Here is a 23,374-nt window from a genome sequence, read left to right on the forward strand (position 1 = left end):
TGGTTTGAATAGGCGAATGAACTTACTCATGGTGTTCCCAGAAGCTCGTTATTGCCGTCTTTGTGGCGCGGCAATATTTTGGTCAGTTCCGTTGGACGGCCGCAGCGCACGAGGGCGAAGCCGGCATCGTCATTCCAGTCGTAGTAGAAACCCAGGGGCACGCGGCCGGCATTGGCCGGCAGGGCCAGATATTTCAGCAACGGCTGCATCAAGGCGATGCGGCTGCTGTCGCTGGGTGCGCAATCCTGCTGCGGCAAGGCCGCACCGAATTCGGTAATCCAGCAGGGGCGCGTGGCGAAGGCCGCCTCAGCGCAATCGTCGAGCTGGGCGTCGATCATGGTGGCGCGCGCACTCAATGCATTGGCGTTGCGCAGCGGTTCATAGAGGTGGATGCCGACGACATCGAATTGCTGGAAGATCTTGTGTGCGGCAAAGGCCTGGTAGACGAGATCGGGTGCAATGTAAGTGGCACCGCTATGATGGATGAAGCCGCTGTTGATGTCGGCAAGGCCTGCCGAGACCAGCTTGACCCGGGCCAGGGACGGATATTTGGCGAGCGCCTGCCGGGTGATGTCGATCACCGCCCGGTATCGATCGAGGCCAGCCTCAAAACGGGTGCGATCAGTTGCCTGCCAGTCCGCTTCCTTCTTGATGACGGAACCTGAAGGCGACAAAGGCAGGTCGCCATTGTAGCCCGACCAGTTGAGCTCATTGCCAAGCTCGAGGCCAATAAGCGGGATTCCGTGGAAATCGGCAAAAGCCAGCAGGTCTTCGAGCCGCAGGCGATAGCGCTCGAGATCGATCTGCGACAGGCCGTAGGCGGCAAAAAAGCGATCGGTGCGTGCTCGTGGTTCGGCACTCTTGGCCGCCACGGCACCGTCGATCAGCGGGATGGTCACCAGCACATCGAGCCCGGCACGCTTGGCCTGTTCCAGCGCCCGGTAGCTGCCGGTCAGCGGATTCTTGAGGCCGATGCGCACACTGCCGAAGCCGGCCGCGGCAATGTCCGTGAGAGTCGTTTCGATGGCCTTCGGCTTCGCCCAGGCAATGTTGGCTGCGGCGATTCCGGTATTGAAGCCACTGGTGTCGAAACCACCGGCATTCTGGCCGCTTGCCACCGCCGACACGCCGGCACCCACAGTGATCGTGCAGGCACAGGCGAGCAGCTTGCCGAGCCAAAGATGGTTGCCGCCGCTCATCGGCCGGGACTCGAGGTTACGGTTCGGCGTAGCTCGATTTCCTCCGACCTGAAGGGAAACCAAGCCTCAAGCCGGTCCATGAGCGGCGACAGGTTTTCAGCCCAATTCCCGGCAGCGACATGGTCTGCCGCCTTGGAGGAGAGCCGATTGAGGAGGTGCGGTTCGCTGAGCAGCCGCTCAAGCGAATTCACCAATTCTTGGGCGACGGCATTGTCGTCGTCCGTCCGGATCAGCATGCCGTCGACGTCATGCTCCACCAGCTCGGCCACCGCGCCAACGGCGGTCACCACCGGCACGCAGCCGACACGCTGCGCCTCCAGGATGGTGAGCGGTGCGCCTTCCCAGCGCGAGGTCAGGATCAGCACATCGGCTTCGGCAAAGGCATCGGTGATGGCCTTGGCCGAATAGATGGCCGGTTCCAGCTTGATGCCGATATCGGCAAAACGTTCGGTCCAGGAGCCGCGATTCTGATCGTTCAGAACTTCGCCGCCAATGAGGCGAATGTCGATCGGCAGTTTGCGGCGTTTGATGGCGACCGCAGCCGCGTACAGGCGCTCGATGCCCTTCTGTGAATCGAGGCGTCCGATGAACAATGTCTTCAGGCGCTCCGGCATGCCGCGCCGCTGGCGCTGACGCAGGACAGTGCGGACCTCTGACTCACGCATCTCGTAGCTTGGCGCATTGCGGATATGCATGAGCTTGGCCGAGGGAACGCCCATGCCGTGGAACCAATCGACCATCTGTTCCGAACAGGTGAGAATGAGGTCGTAGATATGCTCGTAGGCCAGGGCGATATAGGGATGGCCGGCCGCGCGGCCGGACGGCGTCTTGTCCAGCACATGCACATGATCGAGAATCTTGACGCCGCGGCGACGCAACTCGCCCAGCACGGCATTGACCGGGGCCACCTGGCAATTGACCACCACGTCGAGGCCGGAAAACAGGCCGAGCAGACGCTCCACGCGCGCCCCTTCATCCTGCGCCATCATCACATCATGACCGGCGAAATGATGAGCACCACCCCAGAGCGGATAGTCATCCATGAGGAAGTTGACACTGGTGAAGTCCTGAAGGTCGAACACCATTTCGCAGGACGATTTGCCGAGGACATAGAGATGCGTCTCGTAACCCAGCCGCGCCAGCACGCGCGCCATGGCGTAGGCGACCTTCTCGACGCCGCCGAAGGAGGCGATCGGCAGCAGGAAGCCGATGCGCGGTGCCTGGTTTTTGCCGGCAATGCGCGGCAGGACCGGTGACGCGCCCACGGCCTCGCGCAACATCCGGTAATGGGTCTTGATGGCCGGGAAATAGCCACCGCGCCATGTCCAGCGCGCGCTGGTCACGCGCCGATAGGCGGAATCGCGGAACACACCCAGCGTCGAGAGCAGGCCATTGGTGGCGGAAAGAACGGTCCGGTCCAGATCGAAAGCCTTGAAGGGGCCGCGGATAACCAGTTCCACCGTATCCGGCGAGGGGCGCTTGGTACGGATCGAGCCGATCCATTCGTCGGAAATATCTTCGACACAGGCCTTGAAGATGTCGACCGAGCACATCCAGGCCAAGGGCTTCTTCGCCATGAAATCCGGTGTCCCGGCGCCGACGATCTTCATTTCGATCCGGCTGGCATCGTGCTCCAGGCGGATGGCAACCAGATGATGTTTTTCGCTGAGGCGCTCTGCGTGCCACAGCACATTGTGAAGGACGCCAATCTTGCGCATCGCTTCGATATGCGCCGGCGCTATCCACAGCATGAAAGGCGGCACGCCATGGGCATCAGGTTCCGCCAGGGCCGCCCAATAGCGATCGATGAAGGTCTCGAGATCGATCTTGGGATGAATGGCTGTGGGATCGGTGAAGAGCGAGACGGCATAGGTGCCGGTGGCGATCGCAGCAAAGCGCGGGCTCTCCTCATGCTCCCATTGCGCCAGCGTATCGGGCATGAACAGCTTCTTATGCTTCTCGCGGATATAGGCCATGATGGCGGCCTTGGTGCGATGCGAATCGCGCAACATGCTTTCAGCGCGCTGCCGGTAGTCGAAGCCGAAGAAGGGATAGTTGGCGCCGAGAAAGCCCAGCGAGATGCATTGCAGCCAGAACTCCCAATCCTCGAAGCCAGCCTTCATCGTTTCATCGAAACGGATGCCGGCATCGAAGACGCGGCGCGACACCATGCTGCCAGCTTCGCAGATATTGTCGAAGGTCATGTGCAGTAGGCGCGAATAAGGCGCCTGGTAGCTGCCATTCCAGCCGATGCCGAATTTATCGATGTTGGGATAGACCCAGTCGATCTCCGGCCGGCTTTTTAGGAAATCGAACACATCCTGCATGGCCGGCGGGGTGATGCGATTGTCCGCGTCGAGAAAATAGATTGCTTCGATGCCCGGAAACAGGTCGAAGGCAAAATCGACGCCGTAATTGCGGGCAGAACTCAGGCCGCCATTGGGCTTGCGGACATAAAAGACATTGGCATGCGCGGTCGCGTAGTTGGTGCCGATGATTTCTGTTTCCGGGAACGGGCAGCCGTCGTCGACGATGACAATCGCGATACCGAAATCCGCCTGCTGCGCCAGGGCCGATTCGACCGCTTCGGTCATCAGCACCGAATGTTTATAGACCGGAATGACGATCGCAAGGGTGGGCGCAAAGCCATCTTCTCCCGCGACCGCCGGCGGACGATCTTCCGCGGTGATCTTGGACTCATTGGCGGCTTTGGTCAGCTTGCGTGCCTGCATGGGTCAGCCCTGCACGAGTGCATGAATGTTGAGGAAGCGGGCCCAGGCAAAGTCGTGATTGCCGGGATCTACCATGCGCGTGGCCAGATAGAGATCATTGGCCTCAGCGGCGGCGGCGTCGAGATAGAGACTGCCGAACCTTGGCTGCTTGGCCGGCACGCGCACCCAGCCGGAGAAACCTTCGCCGGGTTCCGGATCTGCGGTTCCGCTCAGGAGATGCGCAATGCGCGATTCGTCGCGGCCGACGACCAGTGCAAACTCGACATCCTTGGCCTTTTCATGGGCCACCAGGAGATTGGCGGAGAGGCGCAAGGTGCCGGCGGGACAGCCCCCGGCAATCTTGGCGATGGTGGTGCCGAAGGCCGGCGGATGGCAGGAAACGATACGGTCGCCCTCAAGATAGGTGACGCCTTCGAACCCGCTCGATTCCTCGTCGAGATGCACCTGGCGGGTGAGCGCCAGCACTTCGGGCAGCAGCGAGGTTTCGCGCAAGCCGGGTGCCGCATTGTCCTGCGAGGTACGTGGCGAGAATCCGGTGCGTGTCGGTGGCACCACGCCGGGCAGGCCGACATAGACCTGCAAGGCAAGGCTGCTGCTGGAAATGGATTGCCGCAGATCGGGATCCTGCAACCGGAAGAGATCGAGTGGTTGGGCATTGCCGAGCGACAGGGTGGGCAGATCCGCGCGCTGCCCGTCAACCGACACGATCAGGCGCAAGGTCCGGCGCAGACCGGCGATGGTGTTCTTGAGGGAGAGGGTCATCCATCCGGCGTCGATCTCAGCCACCGGTATGGACCAGGTCTCGATGACGCGACCATCTTCCACCGATTGCAGCGATGCCTGAAGCACGGCATTGCCGCGCGGTGCCGCCTTGGCGATATGAAGGGCGATGGCACTGACGCCGACGCTGGCCACCGGCAGGATCTGGCTGATCCGACCGCCGCTGGCGGTCGCCAGCACATTTGGCTCCGCATCATCATCGACCGGCGGATTGATGAAGGCGAGTTCGAACGGCTGCAAACCATGGCGGTCGATGAAGGCTTCCAAGGCCGCAAAGCGATTCTGCAGCTCTTCATTGGCCTGCCGCGATTCCGACAATTGCCGGAATAAGGCGGTGGTGAGCTCGGCACTCTTCTGCGCCAGTTGCTGAGCATTGGCAAGAATGATGGCGGCAAATTGCGCGGTGTCATCGCCGGCCAACACCTGTGCCGCGGGCACGCCCGTGTTGCGGCGCTTGCGCAGCCAGTCGGTGGTCCGCTCGACCAGTTCGCGGTCGGTCTCTTCGAACGCGACAATGCCGGCCAATTGCACCGGTGCTTCAGCAAGGCGCCGTTCCTGGCCTGACTGATCGCGTACCAGAAGATGATCATCGGCGACGCGTTTGATCTTGAGCATCTCGTAGCTGTCGCCGGCGAGTGCCTTGACATTGTCGCTCAGGCGACCGCTGAAGAGAATTGCCGGCTTGCGGATGTAGCCGCGCTTGACGGTGTCGAGAACGTGGATCTCTTGAGGTCGTGCAGTCGCAGCACTGATCACGCGCGCGCCCTTTCCATCTGGTGGCTCATCTGATCTTGCGGTGCAATATAGCAATGCTGGAAAGATGCATCAACAATTCTATAAATAAAAATACTCCCACGCATGGGTGATTATCTTATAAAAACAAGTACTAATGCTATTTATACAGTAATGATGCACGACAGGATCGTCTCAGTATTTGAGATATATTTATCGCACCGCAGTAATGCGGCGATCTATCTGCCGGCGATGCGTAGCGGCATCGGGCTGTGCTCGATTTCGAGATCGGCAAGCAGTGTCTTCAGATAGCGGCCATAAGCGCTGACCGGTGCCGCGGAGGCCAATCGCGCAAAGCTGTCGGCGGTGATGAAACCCTGGGCGAGGGCGATTTCCTCGAGGCAGGCGATCTTGATGCCCTGGCGGCTTTCCAGCGCGCAGACGAATTGCGTGGCTGCCATCAAGGTCTCTGGCGTTCCGGTATCGAGCCAGGCATAGCCACGGCCCAGGCGTTCGACGCTGRGGCGCCCTTGTGCCAGATAATGGGCATTGAGATCGCTGATCTCCAATTCGCCACGCGCCGAGGGCTTCAAGGCACCGGCAATGGTGCTGGCCTCGCCGTCATAGAAATAGAGGCCCGTCACCGCCCAATTGGAGGCTGGATGGCGTGGCTTCTCGACGATCGACAGCGGGCGTTGCTCGGCATCAAGCTCGACCACGCCATAGCGTTCCGGATCATCGACGCGGCAGGCGAAGATGTGGGCACCATCGGTCAGGGTCGCAGCGTTGACCAGGCGCTGGCTGAGGCCGCTGCCGAAGAACAGATTGTCGCCCAGGATCAGGGCAGACGGCGCACCGCCCAGAAAGTCCGCACCGATCACGAAGGCCTGCGCGATGCCATCGGGCTGCGGCTGGACGGCGTAATTGATATTAAGGCCCCATCGACTGCCATCGCCCAGCAGATCGACATAGCGATCCACATCTTTGGGCGTCGTGATGAGCAGCAGGTCGCGGATGCCGGCCAGCATCAAGGTCGCGATCGGATAGAAGATCATCGGCTTGTCATAGATCGGCAGCAGCTGCTTGGTGACCGAGGCCGTCATCGGATAGWGGCGCGAGCCGCTGCCGCCGGCGAGAACGATGCCCTTCATATGGCAATCCTCATATGGCGATCCTCTGGGCACGACGGCCACTGCCATGCGGCTGGCTCACCGCGGCGTGCTGCTGCCAATCGATGGGGGCAACATCGCGCAGGCGTGGCAACAGCGCATCCTTGTCGGAGACGAGGATCTCTGCGGCAGTGAAGGGCCATTGGATGCCGAGGTCCGGATCGTCCCAGGCGATGCCACCTTCGGCCTGGGGCGTGTAGGGCGCCGACACCTTATAGTGCACCAGCGTTTCGGGCTGTAGCGAGCAGAAGCCATGGGCAAAGCCTGCCGGCACGAAGAGCTGTTGTCCGGTCGAGGCCGCGAGATGAAAAGTGGCCGGCCGGCCGAAATCCGGAGAGCCTGAGCGCAGGTCGACAATGACGTCGAGGACGGCGCCGGCCAGGACAGTGACCAGCTTGGCCTGCGCAAAGGGTGGCCGCTGGAAATGGAGGCCGCGGACCACGGCCGGCTGTCCGGTGAGCGAGACATTGTCCTGATAGAAGTCGGGCAGGGAAGCGTTCGCCGCGTCATCGCTCGGTTGCCGGCGGTGCAATTCCATGAACCAGCCACGCGCATCGGCGAATTGCCGCCCGGAGATCAGCCGGACACCAGCCGGCAGATGGTTGGCTGACAAATGACTGTTGGGTGCGGGATCAAACGGCAAGGCGCACCTCCCTGGCATTGCCTGCATGCCAGCGCCAGGCGCTGGTGACGATCTCGTCGAGGGAGGATTGAGTTGCCGTCCAGCCGAGCATGTCCTTGGCGCGGCGCGGATCGGCATAGAGAGCGGGCGGATCGCCCACGCGGCGCGGGCCCATCACCTGCGGCACGCTGTGGCCGGCCTGGGCGGCGACCGCGGCAATAACCTGGCGTACGGAATAGGGTCGGCCAGTGCCGAGGTTGAAGGCATGGAAGCCGGGCTGTGCCTCCATGAAGTCGATCGCGCGGACATGGGCGCTGGCCAGATCGTTGACATGCACATAGTCCCGCTCACAGGTCCCGTCGGCGGTCGGATAATCTTCGCCGAACACCTGGACTGGCCCGCGTTGCCCGAGGGCCGCTTCGATGACGAGGGGAATGAGATGTGTTTCGGGTTGATGCGCCTCGCCGATACCATCTTCGGCCGCGGCGCCAGCCGCATTGAAATAGCGCAGGGCGGTCGCACGCAACCCGTAGGCGGCGACAAAATCCTGCAGGATGGTTTCCACCATCAGCTTGCTGCGGCCATAGGTGTTGATCGGCTGCTGCCGGGTCGTCTCTTCGATCGGGCACTGCTCCGGCTGTCCATAAGTGGCGCAGGTGCTGGAGAAGATGAAGCGATCGATACCGCCGACGCGCATCGCCTGCAGCAGCGACAAGGTACCCGAGACATTGTTGTCGTAGTAGCGGGCCGGCAGCGATCCGGATTCACCGACCAGCGACAGCGCTGCGAAATGCATCACGGCGACGGGCTTATATTTCGCGATCACCGATGTGACAAGTTTGTGGTCAGCGATATCACCGACTTCAAGCGGGCCCCATTTCACGGCCCAGCGATGACCGGTGGAAAGATTGTCGAGGGTCACGGGTTGATAGCCGCTGGCCGCGAGTATTCTGCACGCGTGGCTGCCGACATATCCGGCACCGCCGGTTACAAGCACATGGCGCATTGCGTTCTCATCCTGGCTGTTTCCAAGAGCGAAGTTATCAAACAGAATGCTGCAAAGCACTAATTACTTATTGGCGATAATATTCATAAAGGTCGCGACAATATCTGTATGCAAAGACTTGCAAGAAGATGTGTGTTGCGCATTTTATGTGACGTCACTGTTTCGTCTCATCTGCGGGAGATCGCTTTGAATATCCTGTTCGTGCATCGTGATTTCCCCGGCCAATTCGGTGCATTGGCCGAGCATCTGGCGCAATCGACGCATCATCGTGTTGCATTCGTAACTTCTGCTGTGGTCGGAGATCGCGCTGATATGATGGTGCGCCGCTATCAGCCACGGCGCGCGCCAGCACCATCGACGCATCATTATCTGCATGGCTTTGAAGCAGGGGTGCTCGCCGGGCAGGCAGTCTTCGAAGCGTGCCATCGGCTGCGCGAAGAAGCTTTTACGCCGGATGTGATATTCGCACATTGTGGCTGGGGCGCTGGCCTGTATCTCCGCGAAGCATTCCCGCGGGCACGGCTCATCGGCTATTTCGAATGGTATTATCATCCGCATAACAGCGATGCGGACTATCTGGCTCCGGATGCCATGACCCCGGACAATGCCTGCCGCATCCGCACGCTTAATGCACCGATTCTGATGATGCTGGAAGATGTCGATTTAGGCCTTGTGCCAACGGCTTTTCAGCAATCTCGACTGCCGCGCGCCTACCAGCACAAGCTGGTCACCCTTCACGATGGTGTTGATACCGAATATTTCAAACCGGCGACGAATGTCTCGCGCCAATTCAGCGGTGTCGATCTCACCAATGTTAATCATTTAGTAACCTACGCGACGCGCGGCATGGAGCCCTATCGCGGCTTTCCGGAATTCATGCGTGCCATCGCCGGCTGCCTGCGTGCCGACGAGAATCTGCATGTCGCCATCGCCGGCGAGGACCGCCCCTTCTATTCACGCGCGCTGCCGGATGGCGAGACATATAAGGAGAGAGCGCTTCGTGAATTGCCGGATCTCGACCTCACACGCCTGCATTTCATAGGCACGCTGGCGCGCGATGACTATCGCCGGCTGCTGCAGATATCGAGCGCGCATGTCTATCTGACAGTGCCATTTGTTCCCTCATGGTCACTCGTTGAGGCGATGGCATGCGGGTGCCAAATCATCGCATCGGACACAGAACCGACCCGCGAAGTACTTGGCGATGATTCGACGGCGCACTTTGTCGATCACCGTGATGTTGCAGCGCTGGAAAAAGTGATCATGCATGCGATAAATGATGCAACACATGCCTCTAAAATGCGCAGCAACGCCAGTAACCGAGCAAAATTGCACTTTTCTCGCACTCTGCTGCTGCCGAAATGGAAGGCACTCGCCACGAGCGGCACCACGATCGTGCCGTAGAAAAATGCCACCAAAGTATAAGCTAGAGTAATTACGACGTCGAAAATTAGCTTCATAGTTATATAACAATACAAATGTTGCGGCCCTCGATATTTGCTGTTCAAGTAACTGCGGTTTCGGCACCAACGACCAGCAATCCAAACGAGGAGAGACACGATGGCGACAATTCCGGGCGGTGATTTCGCCGACCGTCTTGTCGGCACCAGCCACGGGGATACGATCCTGGGCGGCGGTGGTGACGACGCAATCAGCGGCGGTGGTGGCAAGGATTATATCGACGGTGGTTCCGGCCATGATTGGATCGGTGGCGGTGGTGGTGACGACAGTATTTCTGGCGGCACCGGCTCCGATCACGTCCTGGGCGGTTCTGGCAGCGATGGCATCCATGGCGGGGCCGATGCCGACTACATCAATGGCGGTTCCGGCGAAGACACGATCTTCGGCGATGGTGGCGACGACTGGCTGAATGGCGGTTCCGGCGACGACATCCTCAATGGCGGTGCCGGCAAGGATGATCTGACCGGCGGCAACGGTGACGATCAGCTTTACGGCGGCGAGGGCGATGATGCCTTGCGCGGCGCCAACGGTGACGATCGTCTTGAAGGCGGTGCCGGCAAGGACAGCCTCAGTGGCGGCAACGGCGACGATCTGCTCAAGGGTGGTGCAGGTGATGACAGCCTCGATGGCGGCAAGGGCGATGACCACCTCCTGGGTGGTGACGGCGCGGACCGCATCGTCGGCGGTGACGGCGATGACACAATCGATGGCGGCGCTGGTGCTGACTTCCTGCGTGGCGGTGCCGGGGACGATACCTTCGTCTTCCACGGCGGCGGCGGCCAGGATGTCATCATGGACTTCGAGGAGGGTGAAGACATCCTCCACGTCTCGAAGAACATCAACGGTCTCGATGTCACCTCCGCGGACGACGTGGCCTCGCTGGCGCACGATGTCGGCGGCAACGCGGTCATCGACTTCGGTGGCGGCGACCAGGTAACGCTGGTCGGCGTCAAGGCGGTCGACGTGCAGGCCAATCCGAGCGCGTTCTTCGTCATCAGCTAACAGGATATGGCGTCGGGTCCGGCCAACACTGGCGCAGGACCCGGCGCCATTTTCTTTGGCGGATAATGGAAAAACATGCTGGTTCAGCCCATCGACCATTTGCCCAACGAGCGGCCCGTTCTTGATGATAAGCCGGCGTGCTTCGACATGCCCGGGGGCCTGCGCCTGATTGTGACGCGCGAGACCGCGAGCCTGATGCCGATGCAGGACGGCAAGGTTCTGCCGCCACCGATGATCAAGGTGGCGCTGCCGCTGCTGGATGGCGGCATGCGGCAGATGATTATTTTCCGGCCAAGTCCGAAGGCGCAAAAGCCGATCGACCTCATGGCCCTTGACGGCCAGTTGCTCGGCCGTGCCGATCCGGCGACGCCCTTGCCATTCGACCGCGACTGCCTGGTCCGCGACCTCGACGAGACCGGCAAGCTGCGCCTGGTGCGTCAGTTGCTGGACGTGTGCCGCGATCTCTTTCAGCTCAAACACGACACCGCCTATGGCCGCCTGTGCCGCAGCCTGCTCACGGATCTGGCGCCGCATGCCGCTTCCCTCACCCCGGAGGCGGTGATCAGCCAGCATCTGGCTCTGGCCGGCATGCCGGTCCCCGGCCATATCGGCGACATCGTAGATGTCATCATCATCGGCGACCGGGGCATCACCATCGGTCTCCACAAGCCGCTGAAGGTCGGCAAGGGCCGCAGCCTGATCCTGCTCGACCGCGCGGCCCTGAAAGTGGGCAGCCTGCTGGTCGTCGTGGGATCCCAGGGCTTTGCCACCGCGCGCATCGCCGCGCAGCCCCAGACACCATTCCTGGCCTGGCTACAGGCCAACAAGCCGATCGCCACCACGACCCGTGCCTTTGTCATGCGTTGTGTGGCCGAGATCGCCGATGAGGACACCTCGGCTGCCGCCTTGCTGCGCGAGCTTGAACTGTTCCAGCCAGCTGTGCGTCGCAATCTTACCGACAAGAAGATGCCGGTCGGCGCCGCCATCGAACTGCTGATCGGCGATGGGCAGGGTGGCATCTTCGTCAAAGGCTGGGTGCGTGATCCGCATCAACTGACGCGGGAGGCGCATCTCGTGGCGGTCGGCATCAAGTCGCAGCGCCTGGACGACATCTGGCTGCGCTTCCCGCGCCCGGACATCGACAAGCATTATGACGGCCACTCGGGAACGCTGGGTTTCGTGGCATTTCTGCCCGATGTCGGCACCATCCGCGGCCAGGCGAAAGTAGAGCTGCAGCTGGGATCCGGCGCCACGCTGGAGATCCTGGCACGGCCGGCGCAGGGGACACCGGTCCAGCTGCGCGATGCTGTGCTGGGTGGCGTGCCGCCTGAGCATCTGACCACGGAGGCGATCGCCCGTGTCATCGCGCCCGCCGCTGTCCCGCTCCATGGCCAGCATCTCGCTGCGCGCCGCGAACCGGATATCGTGCAATTGGGAACGCGGCCCAAGAAACCGCTTTATTCGCTGATCATCCCGCTCTATCGCAATCTCGACTATCTCCGCTTCCAGATCGGCAGCTTTGCCACTGACCCTGAGATGGCGCAGGCGGAGATCATCTTCGTGCTCGATTCGCCTGAGCAGCGCCCCGACCTCGTCCATTTCCTCAGCGGCCTGCATCAGCTTTATGCTTTGTCGATGACCATCATGATCATGTCCGGCAATTTCGGCTACGCTGCTGCCAACAATGCCGGCGCTGCCATCGCCCAAGGTAAATTCCTGGTCCTCCTCAACTCGGATGTCGTGCCGGAAGCTGCTGGCTGGCTGCAGAAGCTGGTAGCTCCCTTGTTGAAGGGGCGGGATGTCGTGGCGTCGGGTGCGCGACTGCTGTTCGACGATCATTCCCTGCAGCATGCCGGCATGCGCTTCACCCGCGATGCCGGTGGCCATTGGCTGAACCTTCATTACCACAAGGGTGCGCCCCGTGACTTTGCGCCGGCCCTGGAAACGCGCTCGGTACCAGCGGTGACGGGTGCTGCTTTGCTGGTACGCCGGCAGGCCTTCCTCGATGTCGGTGGCTTCACCGAGGATTACATCATCGGCGATTACGAAGATTCCGATCTGTGCCTGAAGCTGCGTGCCGCGGGCGGTGACATCTATTATTGCCCGGAGGCCGTGCTGTTCCATTTCGAGCGCAAATCAATCAACCGTCATGCGGGCTATCAGCGCAGTGTGGCCGGTCTCTACAACCGCTGGCTGGCAGGACAGCGCTGGGGTAGCGCCATGCAGGCGCTGATGACGCGCTTCGGCAGCAAGACCAGCGGTGCCGCATCATGAATGCCGTCACCCAGGCTCCTATCAACGCGCTCGATATCGAAGAAGCGGTCTTTGCGGCGCAACTGAAGTCGATCCGGCGCAACAATTTCCTGCCGATCCCGCCGCAGGAGCGCAACTTTGTCGGCGATGGTGATTTCCTGGCCATCGGCTGCGAATTCCTGCGCCACTTCGTCGAGCTGGGCGGCCTGAAGCCGCAGCACCGTGTGTTGGAGATCGGCTGCGGTATCGGCCGCATGGCATTGCCTCTCACACAATTCCTGGAGGCGCCGGCCGGCCGCTACAGCGGTTTCGACGTGGTGCCGGCCGGAATCGAATGGTGCCAGCAGAACATCGCCGCTGCCTATGCCAATTTTGAGTTCCTGCATCTCGACTTCAAGAACCAGCTCTACAATCCGGATGGTCGCCTGGATGAACAGGCTGTCCTGCCGTTCGACAGCGACAGTGTTGATTTCCTGTTCATGACCTCGGTCGTGACACATCTCGATCCCGGCTACACCACCTTTTATCTGCGCGAAGCCGCGCGCCTGTTGCGACCGACGGGGCGCCTGTTCGTCACGGCCTTCGTGATGGATGAAGCCAATCGCACGCTGGTCGCGGCCAAGAAGGCGCGCCCGGCCTTTCATCTGGAAGGCGAGGGGCCCGATTATATCGCCGATAAGGCCCATCCCATGGCGGCCGTCGCCTTCGATGCCGATTGGTTTCTCGGCACCGCGCGGGCCCAGGGGCTGCAGCTGCACCGCCCGATCGCCTTTGGCCATTGGAGCGGGCGCGTGGCCGAGAACTTCCAGGACATCTGCGTGTTTCAGCGCGGCAAATAGAGGACATGATGAAACCACTTAAGGTGCTGCATCTTTGTCACAACCATCCCGCCTTGCATCCGGGCGGGACGGAGATCTTTGCGCGCGACCTGCACCGTCAGTTGAATGACGATGGTGATGTGAAGGGGGTGTTCATCGGCTGCGTCGATCAGAATCATCGGCGCCAGCGGCCGGGCACCGTGTTCCAGGGCATCGGCCCGAACAGCGACGAAATGCTGATGTGGACCGGTCATTTCGATAATTTCTACCTGTCGCAGATCGATCTCCACGGCATCGTGCCGGAACTCACCGACCTGCTCCATGAGCTCAAGCCCGACATCGTCCACTTCCATCACATTCTGCTGATGGGGGTCGAAATCCTGTTCCTGGTGCGGCGCGTGTTGCCCAAGGCAAAGATCGCCCTCTCGCTGCATGATTATTATTCGATCTGCGCCCATGATGGTCAGATGGTGACGACCAAGGACCGGCGGCCATGTCATGCGGCCTCGCCCGATGCCTGCCATCGCTGCTTCCCGACCATCGACCAGGAGCATTTCGTGCTGCGCGAGCGGCACATCAAGACGCATTTCTCCGTGGTCGACCGCTTTCTCAGCCCGAGCAATTTCCTGCGCCGGCGCTATATCGCCTGGGGATTGGCCCCGGATCGGATCGAGGTCCTGCGCAATGCGCGGCCGGCCCCGGAAATCATGCCGCACCGGTCCCTCAAGAAGGGCGAGATACGCGGGAATTTTGCCTATTTCGGCAATCTCAGCCCAAACAAGGGCGTGCTGGTCCTGCTGGAAGCTGCACGGCTGCTCAATCAGCGCCACCCGGGCGCCTTCCGGGTCGATATCCACGGTGGTGCGCCGTTCCAGAGCGAGGCCTTCAAAGCCGATCTCACCGCCGCCCTGGCCAAGGTCGACGGATTTGTCGGCTGGCATGGCGCCTATCAGGCGGACGAGATGGCCAATCTCATGCGCAACACGGACTGGATGGTGACGCCCTCGATCTGGTGGGAGAACGCGCCCCTGGTCATCGATGAAGCCTTCGCCCAGAAGCGCCCGGTGATCGCCAGCGACATGGGCGGTATGGCCGAATCCGTGCGCGATGGAATCGATGGACTGACCTTCCGACCGGGCGATGCCTCGGCCTTGGCGGATGTCATGGAGCGAGCGCTCACCGAACCGCAACTGTGGGACAATTTAGTCACAGCGATCAAGCCGCGCCGGACGCTGGAAGATTGCGCTGCCGAACATCTGGCACTCTATCGTGGGCTGCTCGCCGAAGACCAAAACAAAGTATCTAAAATGCCAACAAACTCATCGTTATCAAAATCTAAATCTCTCGCGGCTAAACCTTTGGCGGCGAAATCGAAAGCGGAAAAAGCGGTGTCTCATGTCGGTTAACGCAGACGTCATCACAAAGCAGGATACCGGCGCCGCTGTGCCGCAGAATGGTGCGCCCCATATCCAGGGCTATATCGACGCCATCGAACCGGATCGGATCTACGGCTGGGCCTGGAACACGACCGAGCCGTCGGAGCGTCTCACGGTCGAAGTCCGCCAAGGTGCCGAGCTGATCGTCCGTCTTGAAGCGAACCTGCCGCGGCCCGATCTGGTCGCCAACGGCATCGGCGATGGCCGCTATGCCTTCGTTGCCAACATTCCGGCGATCGGCGAAATCGACCGCGCCTCGCCGGTTACCGTCATCGCCACGACCAGCGATGGTGCTTCCTCGGTCGAGTTGAAGCGGCAGAATGCGGCGCCAGCACCGGCCTCGGTCAGTGCCGTCGTGCTGGGTGAAATTCGCGCCCGGGACCAGCGCCTGCAGGGCCAGATCAAGCAATTGGTTTCGGTCGCCAAGGAACGCGGCGGTCTCGATCAAAGCCTCAACGATCGCGTCATTCAATCGCTCGAGCGGCTCGATGCCGCCCTGCCGGACGTCGACCATCGCCTGGAAGCGATGGAAGTGTTCCAGGTTCGCTTCGACACCATGCTGCAGGGCTATGACAAGCGACTGCTCGAGGTCGAGCGCAAGGGACATCGCCGCAAGCCCGTCCTGCTCTGGACCTGGGCCCTCCTGGCCAGTGCCGTTTCGGTCGGCTTCATCGTCTATCATCTGCTGGGGAGTCACTGAATTATGGCGGGTCCCAAAACCCAGGCCAGCATGAAGAACAACCCATTCGACGCGGCGATCCGAGCGCTGCGCGGCGGTCTTGCCTTTGTCGGCTTCCTGACGGCATTCATCTGCGTCTGCCAATTGATCGTGCCGCTGTTCATGGTGCAGGTCTACGACCGCGTGCTGGGCAGTCGCAGCCTCGACACGCTTTCGATGCTGATCATTGTGGCGGCTGGTGGTCTTGCGATGCTGGGCACGCTCGAATATGTGCGCAGCCGCGTCTATCACGTTCTCGGCGACCGCCTGGCGCGGCGTCTCAATGGCCCGACCTTGCAGGCGGCGGTCAGCGACAATCTGGAAGGGCGCAACAATCACCCCGGCCAGGCGTTGCGCGATCTCAACGATCTGCGCCAGTTCCTGACCGGCTCGGCGGTCAGCGTGCCGTTCGAGGCGATGTTTGCGCCCTTGTTTCTGGCGGTCCTCTTCATGCTGCATTGGGTCTATGGGCTCATCGCCGTGGCGGCCGCCATCATCATCGTCAGCCTGAGCCTCACCATGGAATTGGTGGCGCGCCGGCCGCTCGCGGAAGCCAATGAAGCTGCCGTGAAAAGCACCGGCCAGACTGCGGCGGCGCTCCGCAATGCCGAAGTCATTCAGGCCATGGGCATGCTGCCGGCTATCGCCCGGCGCTGGGAACATGGCCAGTACAAAGTGTTGCAGGGCTTGGACGAAGGCAACCGCCGCGCCCGCTCTCTCTCGGCGCTGTCGAAGACCATCCGCTACATGCTGCAGATCGGCATGATGTCGGCCGGCGCCATCCTGGTCATCGAACGCATGGCCTCGCCCGGCACCATGGCTGCCGCCTCCATCATCATGGGCCGCATGCTGCTGCCCTTCGATCAGTTGATCGAAGGCTGGCGCCAATGGGTCTTCGCGCGCGGTGCCTATTCGCGCTTGAAGGATCTCATCGGCCGTGTGGAAACGCGTGCCCCTGGCATGGCGCTGGCCAACCCGGAAGGACGGCTTGTGGTCGATCGGCTGGGTTTCATCCCGCCGGGATCGGACCGTGCCGTGCTGCGCAATATCACCTTCTCGCTGGAGCCGGGTGAGGTTTTGGGCGTCATTGGACCGTCGGCCGCGGGCAAATCGACGCTGGCGCGCCTGTTGGTGGGTGTCTGGCGTCCGACCCAGGGTGCCGTCTATCTCGACGGCCAGAACGTGATCAATTGGGAGCGGTCCTCCTTCGGCGCCGCGGTGGGTTATCTGCCGCAATCGGTCTCGCTGCTGGAAGGCACCGTCCGTGAGAACATCGCGCATATGGGCGAGGCGGAGGCCACCAAGGTCGTGGCGGCGGCACGTCGCGCCGATGTCCATGAAACCATCGGCACCTTGCCGCATGGCTACGATACCGAAATCGGCGAGCAAGGTTATTCGCTGAGCGGTGGCCAGCGGCAGCGGATCGGCTTGGCCCGGGCCCTGTTCGGCGCGCCGGCCTTCATGGTGCTTGATGAACCCAATGCCAATCTCGATCAGGCCGGTGAACAGGCCTTGATGAATGCGCTGGCTGCGGCGAAGGCCGATGGCACCACCATCGTCCTCATCACCCATCGCCCCTCGATCGTCGGCGTCTGTGACAAGCTGCTGGTGCTCCGCGACGGTGGCATGGCCCAGTTCGGGCCGCGCGCCGATGTGCTCCGCTCGGTGACCGCGTCCGGCAAAAGCGAAGGTGCGTTGGCGCCTGCAACTGCCAGTGTGGCAAGGTTGGTGAAATCATGAGCGTCATCGAGATGAACCATGCCGGATTGGTCTATCCGGAACCGAGCCTTCGCCGTTACATCATCACCGGATTGGCCGTTGTCCTCTTCGGCTTTGGCGGCTTTGTTCTCTGGGGCTTGCTCGCATCGCTCGACCGGGCGGCAGTTGCCGACGGCACCGTGGTGGTCGACAGCAACAAGAAGTCGGTGCAGCATTTTGAAGGCGGCATCATCAAGGAATTGCTGGTGCGCGATGGCGACCAGGTGAAGGCGGGCGATGTGCTGCTGCGCCTCGACACAACCCAGGTGCAGTCGCAGATCAACCAGCTGCACATGGAGCATTATTCGCGCCTGGCGCGGATCGCGCGCCTGACCGCCGAGCAGGAAGGCCAGCGCACGATCACCTATCCGGCGGAACTGCTGGCGCAAGGGTCGGACCCGGCGATCAAGGTGCTGATGGCATCGCAGGAATCGCTTCTGAAAGCCCGCTGGTCGGCCTTCGACGAAGGCGCCGACATGCGCATGAAAAAGATCGCCGAGACCGAGAACGAGATCGATGGCTATCAAAGCCAGATCGGGGCCACCCGCGAGATGCGCGAGATCACGGAAAAGCAGCTGGTCAGCATCCGCGAGCTCTACAAGAAGGGTCTCACCGAGATTCCACGCCTGCGTGGCCTGGAGCGGGATTCGGCCGAACTGGGCGGCCGCATCGGCGAGCTGAAGTCCAACATCGCGCGCGGTGGCGAGACCATGGCGGGCCTGCGCATCGAGATCGAGAATCTGAAATCGACCCGCGCCAGCGACGTGAATGCCGAATTGCAGCAGGTCCTCTCTGAAGGCAGCGACTATGTGGGTCGTCTGGCGGGCCTCGAAGATGTCTTGAAGCGCATGGATCTGCGTGCCCCCCAGGGTGGACGCATCGTCAACATGCAGGTGTTCGGCCCCGGCGCCATCGTCGAGCCCGGCAAGCCGGTCATGGATATCGTGCCGCAGGACGATCAATTGGTGATCGAAGCCAAGGTAAAGACCGACGATATCGATTCCGTCCATGTCGGTCTGAAGGCCGAAGTGAAGCTGCTGGCCTATAAGCAGCGCCGCGTCCCGTCGATCGACGGCGAAGTGATCACCGTCTCCGCCGACCGCATCGTCGAGGAACGTTCCGGCGTCGCCTATTATCTGGCACGGGTGAAGCTCGATCTCTCCTCCCTGCCGCCGGAGCTGAAGGTGGTACCCTATCCCGGCATGCCGGCGGAGGTCCTGATTGCCACCGGCCCCCGCCGCGCCATCGATTATTTCATCTCCCCCATCACCGACAGCTGGCACCGCGCCTTCCGCGAGGAGTGACGGCACGCTATAAGGGCGGTATCCCGCAAGGTGGTACCGCCCGATGGCCCGTTCAGAGATTCAATCCAACCGACGCAAGCACCCCATTTTGGGCCTTCTGTGCTGTTTCTGCCTGCTGACGGCGGGCTGCAGTGCCGAGACCGGCTTCATCGATTTTGCAACATTGGTACGGGCCGAGACGCCCAACACCGCCTTGGCCTGTCCGATTGGGCTTTGCCAGGCGAAGACCGATCTTCTCACCGAGATCGTGGCGCTCCCTGCCGACCAGCTGGCAGCGCGGATTGTTGACGTGCTGGTCAAGGAACCGCGTACCGAGCTTGCGGCGCGCGACGAGACTGGCCTCAAATTCGTGTTCGTGCAGCGCTCGCGCCTGTTCCGTTTTCCGGACACGGTCAACATCGCGGTGATGCCAGTCGATGCGACCCACGCCACTCTGGCCATCTACAGCAGGTCCAATTATGGCCATGGCGATTTTGGCGTTAATATCGCCCGCGTGACGGACTGGCTGGCGAAGCTGGGCGTTCCCGCAAAGGCTGCCTGACGGCCATCGCTAATTCATTGAACTGACGTGATTATGAGCAGAATTTCTGCAGCGCCGCCTGGTTCTCACCGTTTTACGGACGCGGCACAGGCGCGGATGCCATCGACCCGCACGCTCTATGCCTACTGGCTGTCGGCCTGGCGCGACAATCTGCCACCCCGGCGCACCCAGATCGATCCCGCCGCGATCAAGCCGGTTTTGCCCTTCATTCTGCTGGGCGATATCGAGCCGGACCCGTTCCGCGTGCTGTTCCGGTTGATTGGCACCGCCGTTGCCGATTTTAGCCAGCAGGACTTCACCGGCCAATATCTCGACGAACTGGTCTACAGCGCCCGCGACAGTGTCGACTGGCAGCAATGCTACCGCTTCATGCATAGCGAGCGGTGCCCCCTCGTCGGTATCAACGATCTCCATTTCCTGGACGGTCGGATCACCAGCTATGAGTTCGCGCTGTTGCCCCTGCTGCGCGGCGACGATCCGGCCGGCAGTTTCATCGCCATCGAGGCCTATGACGATTTCGACCGCTACCAGATCCCCGACATGACGCCGGTGACGACGCGCGGCTAATCTACCGATCTTGCCGCCACGCGTTCCAAGAGGTCGCGGGCAAAGCCATCGCAGCCGCGCTCCATCTCGCGCAGGGCCGGCAGCCGCACGATGTCGTGAAAGGCGGTGAAATTCAGCATCTCAGCCTGCAGTGCCTGGGTGTCGCCGCTTTCCCGCAAGGTGGTGTAGAGCCGCCGCAGCGTGTGCGCGATGGCATAGGTCGCAGCCACCGGGAAGGCAACACAGGCATAGCCGATATCCTCAAGCTGGGCTGCCGACAGCAAAGGCGTCTTGCCGCCTTCGACATTGTTGGCCATGCACGGGGCGGGAATCTCGCTGCAGATTCGCGCCATCTCGTCGGGCGTCAGCGGTGCCTCGACGAAGATGAGATCGGCCCCGGCCTCGCGGTAGATCTGCGCCCGTTCGATGGCCGCTTCCAGCCCTTCGATGGCACGCGCATCGGTCCTCGCCATGATGACCAGGTCCTGATCCACCCTGGCATCGGTCGCCGCCTTGATCTTGGCCACCATCTCGGTCACCGGCACGACGCGCTTGCCTTCCATGTGCCCGCAGCGCTTCGGTGCCACCTGGTCCTCGATGAAGAGGGCGGCGACGCCGGCACGCTCGTAGGCACGCAAGGTCCTCGCCACGTTGATGCTCGAGCCATAGCCGGTATCGGCATCAGCGAGGATCGGCAACGGCGTCGTGTCACAGAGGCGCGCATAATGATCGGCCATTTCAGAGAGGCCCAGCTGCCCAATATCCGGTGCGCCCAGCAGGCTCGCCGTGGCGGCGTAACCGCCGGCGGTAAAGGCGTCGAACCCCGCCAGTTCGATCATGCGGACCGACAGCGCATCATGGGCCCCCGGCAGCACCAGGATCTCCGGTCGGTCGATGAGTTCGCGGAAGCGGGCGGTACGACGCATGGGCATGACCCTCTTGATGACCTGGCTTGATGCTCTGGCTTGATGATCTCGTATCCAAAGCCGATCTGCTATCATAACGCCCGGTGCCGAGTCGGGGGCGATAGCGGCTGCCTGAGGACAAACCCAAAGGGTCAGCCTCCAAGGGTCAACCTTGGGACAAAAGAGGCGGCGCAAACGGCCTTCAAAAGCTTCTTTTTGCGTCTGCCACGGGAACTTTGGTCCGTCCGAGGGCGTTATTACCCCTGTATTTCGGCAAATTCCTGTTGAATTCTGTTTCCGGCCGCACGAGACTAAGGCCGGTTTTGCGTTCCATGGGCTCAAAAGAGGGATACCCAACCATGTCAAAGAGTTTCGTGATCCGCCTGTCGGCGGCAGCCCTGGTGGCGGGAAGCGTGATGGCGTCGGCCGCGTTCGCGTCGGCTCAGGATCAGACCGCGATCTACAGCCAGTATCACCAGGCCATCCGCGCTGCGGAAGCCTGCCGTGAAATGACGCTGGATCCGGCTGCCTGGAGCAAAGTGTCGACCTATATCGACAAGAAGATCAATTACGAGATCCCGGCCGGTGAGCGTCTGACGCTGATCGAAGCCGCGAAGACCGATACCCGCGTCCTGGTTTACAACAAGGGCTGCGATTCGGACGAAGTGAAGGCGCTCCTCGCCCTTTACGACGCGGAACTCGCCAACCCGATGTAAATCTTTCGACCGCAAGGTCGGCTGATAAAGAACCCCGCTACCGCAAGGTGGTGGGGTTTTGTTTTTGGTGGTGGCCGAGTTTTGGGTCTGTAAGGATCGTGTTGGCTGAGTTTGATTTTGGGAGGATCGGGTCGATTGAGAGACACCCCCCTCTCTAACTCTCCCCCTCAAGGAGGGAGAGGACCGATCGAGTATGCTCGTTCGAGCCATCAAGCTCGGTCGAAACTCCCTCCCCCCTTGAGGGGGAGGGTCGGGGAGGGGGGTATGGTTCGATCAGTCTCCCACCACCCAAATCCGCGCCGGGCAATTTCCTTTCGCGACCTTCGCCGTGTCGAACGACTGCGCCGACAATGGCTGCTCCACCGCATCCGGCAGCAAGCGCAGCCGGATCTCGCTCAACACCGGGACGCCACCATCCTTGTGGCACAGCAGCTGCAATGCCCGCTCGCTTCCTTTGCCGAATTCAGTTCTGAAAGCCTGCAGCAGATCGCTTCGGGCAACATCTCTGCCAACCTGTCCGGCGACGAACGCGCTGAATTCGGTCTCTGCCATTGCTTCGGTCAATGCCACTGCCGCGCCGAAATAGCGGGCGGCGCTGAAGCCGCTGCAGCTGCCATGGCGGATCCATTCATGCCGCTCCAGCTGCGATGCTGTGCCGGGCATCACGTGGATCAGGCGCTGCTGAAGATTGCTCGGCAAGGCCACCGGCGGCAGCCTGCGCCAACTGCCTTGATCGAGCGTGATGGCGTCCGCGCGAGCGGCGGGCGGCAGGCAATAATCGTCGGCCTCGTCGAGCCTGCCGTCCTTGTTGCGATCGGCATTGGGCCACAGCCCATGCAGCGTGAAATGCCCTCGTCCCCAATCGCCGGCGGCCCAATCGCCGTCGGCCAGCGTCCGGCATTCTGCCTTGCTGCTGCCCGCATCACTGTCGCAGAAGGCCGGCTGCCAGGAGAGGGCCAGCACATAGCTCGGCGTCTCGGCGGCGGCCGACCTGACCGTCAAGGGGGCCGCCAAAACGAAAACGGCCACCAGGATCATGCGGATCCGGCGGCCGTTGAACAGGTTCATCGGGACGTGGCCTATTTGAACTGCACCTTGGCGATCTCGTAGGATTTCGAGCCACCGGGTGTCGTCACTTCGACCGATTCACCGACCGATTTGTTGATGAGCGCGCGGGCCAGTGGCGCGGTCACGGCCAGGCGCCGCGATTTGATGTCTGCTTCGTCCTCGCCGACGATCTGGTAGACCGTCTTTTCCTCGGTATCCTCATCGATGAGAGTCACCGTGGCGCCGAACTTGACCTGCTTGCCGGTCAGCTTCGAAACATCAATGATCTCGGCGCGCGAAATCTTGTCCTCAAGCTCCATCACCCGGCCTTCGATGAAGGATTGGCGTTCGCGCGCGGCGTGATACTCGGCGTTTTCCGAAAGATCGCCATGCTCGCGCGCTTCCGCGATGGCACGGATGATGGCCGGCCGTTCGACCGACTTCAGCTGCTTCAACTCTTCTTCGAGGCGGACGAATCCGTCCTCGGTCATCGGAATCTTCAACATGGTCAAATCCATAGCAAAAAAGCAAAAGAACCCCTCGGGCGCAGCCCGGCTCCGTTTCAGGAGGCCGCGTCGCTACCCGGTGGGGCTGACATGTGCGTTGGAACCAGATCCCCCAGTTAAAAA

The 23,374-nt window shown here is 61.6% G+C and carries 20 protein-coding genes; 11 read left to right on the forward strand and 9 right to left on the reverse strand.

Annotated elements, in window-relative coordinates; translation table 11 throughout:
* Window positions 1-26: 26 nt before the first annotated feature.
* From AC1DWZ_RS00235 to galE, 6 genes are all read right to left on the reverse strand, one after another.
* Window positions 27-1,199 carry a hypothetical protein gene (locus tag AC1DWZ_RS00235; RefSeq protein ID WP_477166844.1) on the reverse strand — a complete coding sequence of 391 codons (1,173 nt, stop codon included), beginning with the start codon at window positions 1,197-1,199 and terminating at the stop codon, window positions 27-29.
* Window positions 1,196-3,931, reverse strand: a complete 2,736-nt coding sequence (locus tag AC1DWZ_RS00240; protein WP_477166845.1) for a glycosyltransferase — start codon at window positions 3,929-3,931, stop codon at window positions 1,196-1,198. Before AC1DWZ_RS00240 ends, AC1DWZ_RS00235 begins: the two co-directional genes overlap by 4 nt.
* Window positions 3,932-3,934: 3 nt before the next feature.
* Entirely contained in the window at window positions 3,935-5,467 is a 1,533-nt protein-coding gene (locus tag AC1DWZ_RS00245) for a DUF6212 domain-containing protein (RefSeq protein WP_477166846.1), read from the reverse strand.
* A 215-nt stretch (window positions 5,468-5,682) separates the two neighbouring features.
* Window positions 5,683-6,594 carry a glucose-1-phosphate thymidylyltransferase RfbA gene (gene rfbA / locus AC1DWZ_RS00250; protein ID WP_477166847.1) on the reverse strand — a complete coding sequence of 304 codons (912 nt, stop codon included), beginning with the start codon at window positions 6,592-6,594 and terminating at the stop codon, window positions 5,683-5,685.
* Between the two features lie 10 nt (window positions 6,595-6,604).
* Window positions 6,605-7,255, reverse strand: a complete 651-nt coding sequence (gene rfbC, locus AC1DWZ_RS00255; protein ID WP_477166848.1) for a dTDP-4-dehydrorhamnose 3,5-epimerase — start codon at window positions 7,253-7,255, stop codon at window positions 6,605-6,607.
* Window positions 7,245-8,240, reverse strand: a complete 996-nt coding sequence (galE, locus tag AC1DWZ_RS00260) for a UDP-glucose 4-epimerase GalE (RefSeq protein ID WP_477166849.1) — start codon at window positions 8,238-8,240, stop codon at window positions 7,245-7,247. The genes rfbC and galE overlap by 11 nt, the downstream gene beginning before the upstream one ends.
* A gap of 186 nt (window positions 8,241-8,426) precedes the next feature.
* On the opposite strand from galE, the gene AC1DWZ_RS00265 reads away from it, so the two are divergent.
* The 10 genes from AC1DWZ_RS00265 (at window position 8,427) to AC1DWZ_RS00310 (ending at window position 20,098) form a co-directional block, all read left to right on the forward strand.
* A complete protein-coding gene (locus AC1DWZ_RS00265) occupies window positions 8,427-9,644 on the forward strand; it encodes a glycosyltransferase (RefSeq protein ID WP_477166850.1) in 1,218 nt (405 codons plus the stop codon).
* Between the two features lie 156 nt (window positions 9,645-9,800).
* A complete protein-coding gene (locus AC1DWZ_RS00270; protein ID WP_477166851.1) occupies window positions 9,801-10,703 on the forward strand; it encodes a calcium-binding protein in 903 nt (300 codons plus the stop codon).
* 75 nt (window positions 10,704-10,778) lie between these two features.
* Window positions 10,779-12,977, forward strand: coding sequence for a glycosyltransferase family 2 protein (locus AC1DWZ_RS00275; RefSeq protein ID WP_477166852.1), 2,199 nt, complete (start codon window positions 10,779-10,781; stop codon window positions 12,975-12,977).
* Window positions 12,974-13,795, forward strand: a complete 822-nt coding sequence (locus tag AC1DWZ_RS00280) for a class I SAM-dependent methyltransferase (protein ID WP_477166853.1) — start codon at window positions 12,974-12,976, stop codon at window positions 13,793-13,795. The genes AC1DWZ_RS00275 and AC1DWZ_RS00280 overlap by 4 nt, the downstream gene beginning before the upstream one ends.
* Window positions 13,796-13,800: 5 nt before the next feature.
* The gene (locus AC1DWZ_RS00285) at window positions 13,801-15,180 is read left to right on the forward strand and encodes a glycosyltransferase family 4 protein (RefSeq protein ID WP_477166854.1); all 1,380 of its coding nucleotides are present in this window, start codon (window positions 13,801-13,803) and stop codon (window positions 15,178-15,180) included.
* The gene (locus AC1DWZ_RS00290; RefSeq protein ID WP_477166855.1) at window positions 15,170-15,910 is read left to right on the forward strand and encodes a hypothetical protein; all 741 of its coding nucleotides are present in this window, start codon (window positions 15,170-15,172) and stop codon (window positions 15,908-15,910) included. The genes AC1DWZ_RS00285 and AC1DWZ_RS00290 overlap by 11 nt, the downstream gene beginning before the upstream one ends.
* 3 nt (window positions 15,911-15,913) lie before the next feature.
* Complete coding sequence (locus tag AC1DWZ_RS00295; protein WP_477166856.1) at window positions 15,914-17,668, forward strand: type I secretion system permease/ATPase; 1,755 nt, start codon at window positions 15,914-15,916, stop codon at window positions 17,666-17,668.
* Window positions 17,665-18,990 (forward strand): HlyD family type I secretion periplasmic adaptor subunit, encoded by a 1,326-nt coding sequence (locus AC1DWZ_RS00300; protein WP_477166857.1) that lies wholly within the window; start codon window positions 17,665-17,667, stop codon window positions 18,988-18,990. The genes AC1DWZ_RS00295 and AC1DWZ_RS00300 overlap by 4 nt, the downstream gene beginning before the upstream one ends.
* Window positions 18,991-19,033: 43 nt before the next feature.
* Complete coding sequence (locus tag AC1DWZ_RS00305) at window positions 19,034-19,531, forward strand: DUF1499 domain-containing protein (protein WP_477166858.1); 498 nt, start codon at window positions 19,034-19,036, stop codon at window positions 19,529-19,531.
* Between the two features lie 33 nt (window positions 19,532-19,564).
* The gene (locus tag AC1DWZ_RS00310; RefSeq protein ID WP_477166859.1) at window positions 19,565-20,098 is read left to right on the forward strand and encodes a PAS domain-containing protein; all 534 of its coding nucleotides are present in this window, start codon (window positions 19,565-19,567) and stop codon (window positions 20,096-20,098) included.
* On the opposite strand, the gene AC1DWZ_RS00315 is transcribed toward AC1DWZ_RS00310, so the two are convergent.
* Entirely contained in the window at window positions 20,095-21,003 is a 909-nt protein-coding gene (locus AC1DWZ_RS00315) for an isocitrate lyase/PEP mutase family protein (protein WP_477166860.1), read from the reverse strand. The genes AC1DWZ_RS00310 and AC1DWZ_RS00315 overlap by 4 nt on opposite strands.
* A 338-nt stretch (window positions 21,004-21,341) precedes the next feature.
* Between AC1DWZ_RS00315 and AC1DWZ_RS00320 the strand changes: the two genes are divergently transcribed.
* Window positions 21,342-21,698 (forward strand): hypothetical protein, encoded by a 357-nt coding sequence (locus AC1DWZ_RS00320; RefSeq protein ID WP_477166861.1) that lies wholly within the window; start codon window positions 21,342-21,344, stop codon window positions 21,696-21,698.
* A gap of 273 nt (window positions 21,699-21,971) precedes the next feature.
* On the opposite strand, the gene AC1DWZ_RS00325 is transcribed toward AC1DWZ_RS00320, so the two are convergent.
* Together AC1DWZ_RS00325 and greA are read right to left on the reverse strand one after the other, a co-directional pair.
* Entirely contained in the window at window positions 21,972-22,766 is a 795-nt protein-coding gene (locus tag AC1DWZ_RS00325) for a ribonuclease T2 family protein (RefSeq protein ID WP_477166862.1), read from the reverse strand.
* Between the two features lie 11 nt (window positions 22,767-22,777).
* The gene (gene greA / locus AC1DWZ_RS00330) at window positions 22,778-23,251 is read right to left on the reverse strand and encodes a transcription elongation factor GreA (protein ID WP_477166863.1); all 474 of its coding nucleotides are present in this window, start codon (window positions 23,249-23,251) and stop codon (window positions 22,778-22,780) included.
* Window positions 23,252-23,374 lie beyond the last annotated feature (123 nt).

The organism is Dongia sp. P2_B8 (assembly GCF_056404715.1).

Excerpts from the sequence above, each read along its gene's own strand:
- AC1DWZ_RS00295 (WP_477166856.1), top strand. The coding sequence starts at position 15,914 with ATGGCGGGTCCCAAAACCCAGGCCAGCATGAAGAACAACCCATTCGAC.
- AC1DWZ_RS00325 (WP_477166862.1), bottom strand. The coding sequence starts at position 22,766 with ATGAACCTGTTCAACGGCCGCCGGATCCGCATGATCCTGGTGGCCGTT.
- AC1DWZ_RS00280 (WP_477166853.1), top strand. The coding sequence starts at position 12,974 with ATGAATGCCGTCACCCAGGCTCCTATCAACGCGCTCGATATCGAAGAA.
- AC1DWZ_RS00315 (WP_477166860.1), bottom strand. The coding sequence starts at position 21,003 with ATGCGTCGTACCGCCCGCTTCCGCGAACTCATCGACCGACCGGAGATC.
- galE (WP_477166849.1), bottom strand. The coding sequence starts at position 8,240 with ATGCGCCATGTGCTTGTAACCGGCGGTGCCGGATATGTCGGCAGCCAC.
- AC1DWZ_RS00290 (WP_477166855.1), top strand. The coding sequence starts at position 15,170 with ATGTCGGTTAACGCAGACGTCATCACAAAGCAGGATACCGGCGCCGCT.
- AC1DWZ_RS00275 (WP_477166852.1), top strand. The coding sequence starts at position 10,779 with ATGCTGGTTCAGCCCATCGACCATTTGCCCAACGAGCGGCCCGTTCTT.
- greA (WP_477166863.1), bottom strand. The coding sequence starts at position 23,251 with ATGTTGAAGATTCCGATGACCGAGGACGGATTCGTCCGCCTCGAAGAA.
- AC1DWZ_RS00320 (WP_477166861.1), top strand. The coding sequence starts at position 21,342 with ATGTCAAAGAGTTTCGTGATCCGCCTGTCGGCGGCAGCCCTGGTGGCG.
- AC1DWZ_RS00310 (WP_477166859.1), top strand. The coding sequence starts at position 19,565 with ATGAGCAGAATTTCTGCAGCGCCGCCTGGTTCTCACCGTTTTACGGAC.
- AC1DWZ_RS00270 (WP_477166851.1), top strand. The coding sequence starts at position 9,801 with ATGGCGACAATTCCGGGCGGTGATTTCGCCGACCGTCTTGTCGGCACC.
- AC1DWZ_RS00285 (WP_477166854.1), top strand. The coding sequence starts at position 13,801 with ATGATGAAACCACTTAAGGTGCTGCATCTTTGTCACAACCATCCCGCC.
- AC1DWZ_RS00240 (WP_477166845.1), bottom strand. The coding sequence starts at position 3,931 with ATGCAGGCACGCAAGCTGACCAAAGCCGCCAATGAGTCCAAGATCACC.
- AC1DWZ_RS00305 (WP_477166858.1), top strand. The coding sequence starts at position 19,034 with ATGGCCCGTTCAGAGATTCAATCCAACCGACGCAAGCACCCCATTTTG.
- AC1DWZ_RS00235 (WP_477166844.1), bottom strand. The coding sequence starts at position 1,199 with ATGAGCGGCGGCAACCATCTTTGGCTCGGCAAGCTGCTCGCCTGTGCC.
- AC1DWZ_RS00300 (WP_477166857.1), top strand. The coding sequence starts at position 17,665 with ATGAGCGTCATCGAGATGAACCATGCCGGATTGGTCTATCCGGAACCG.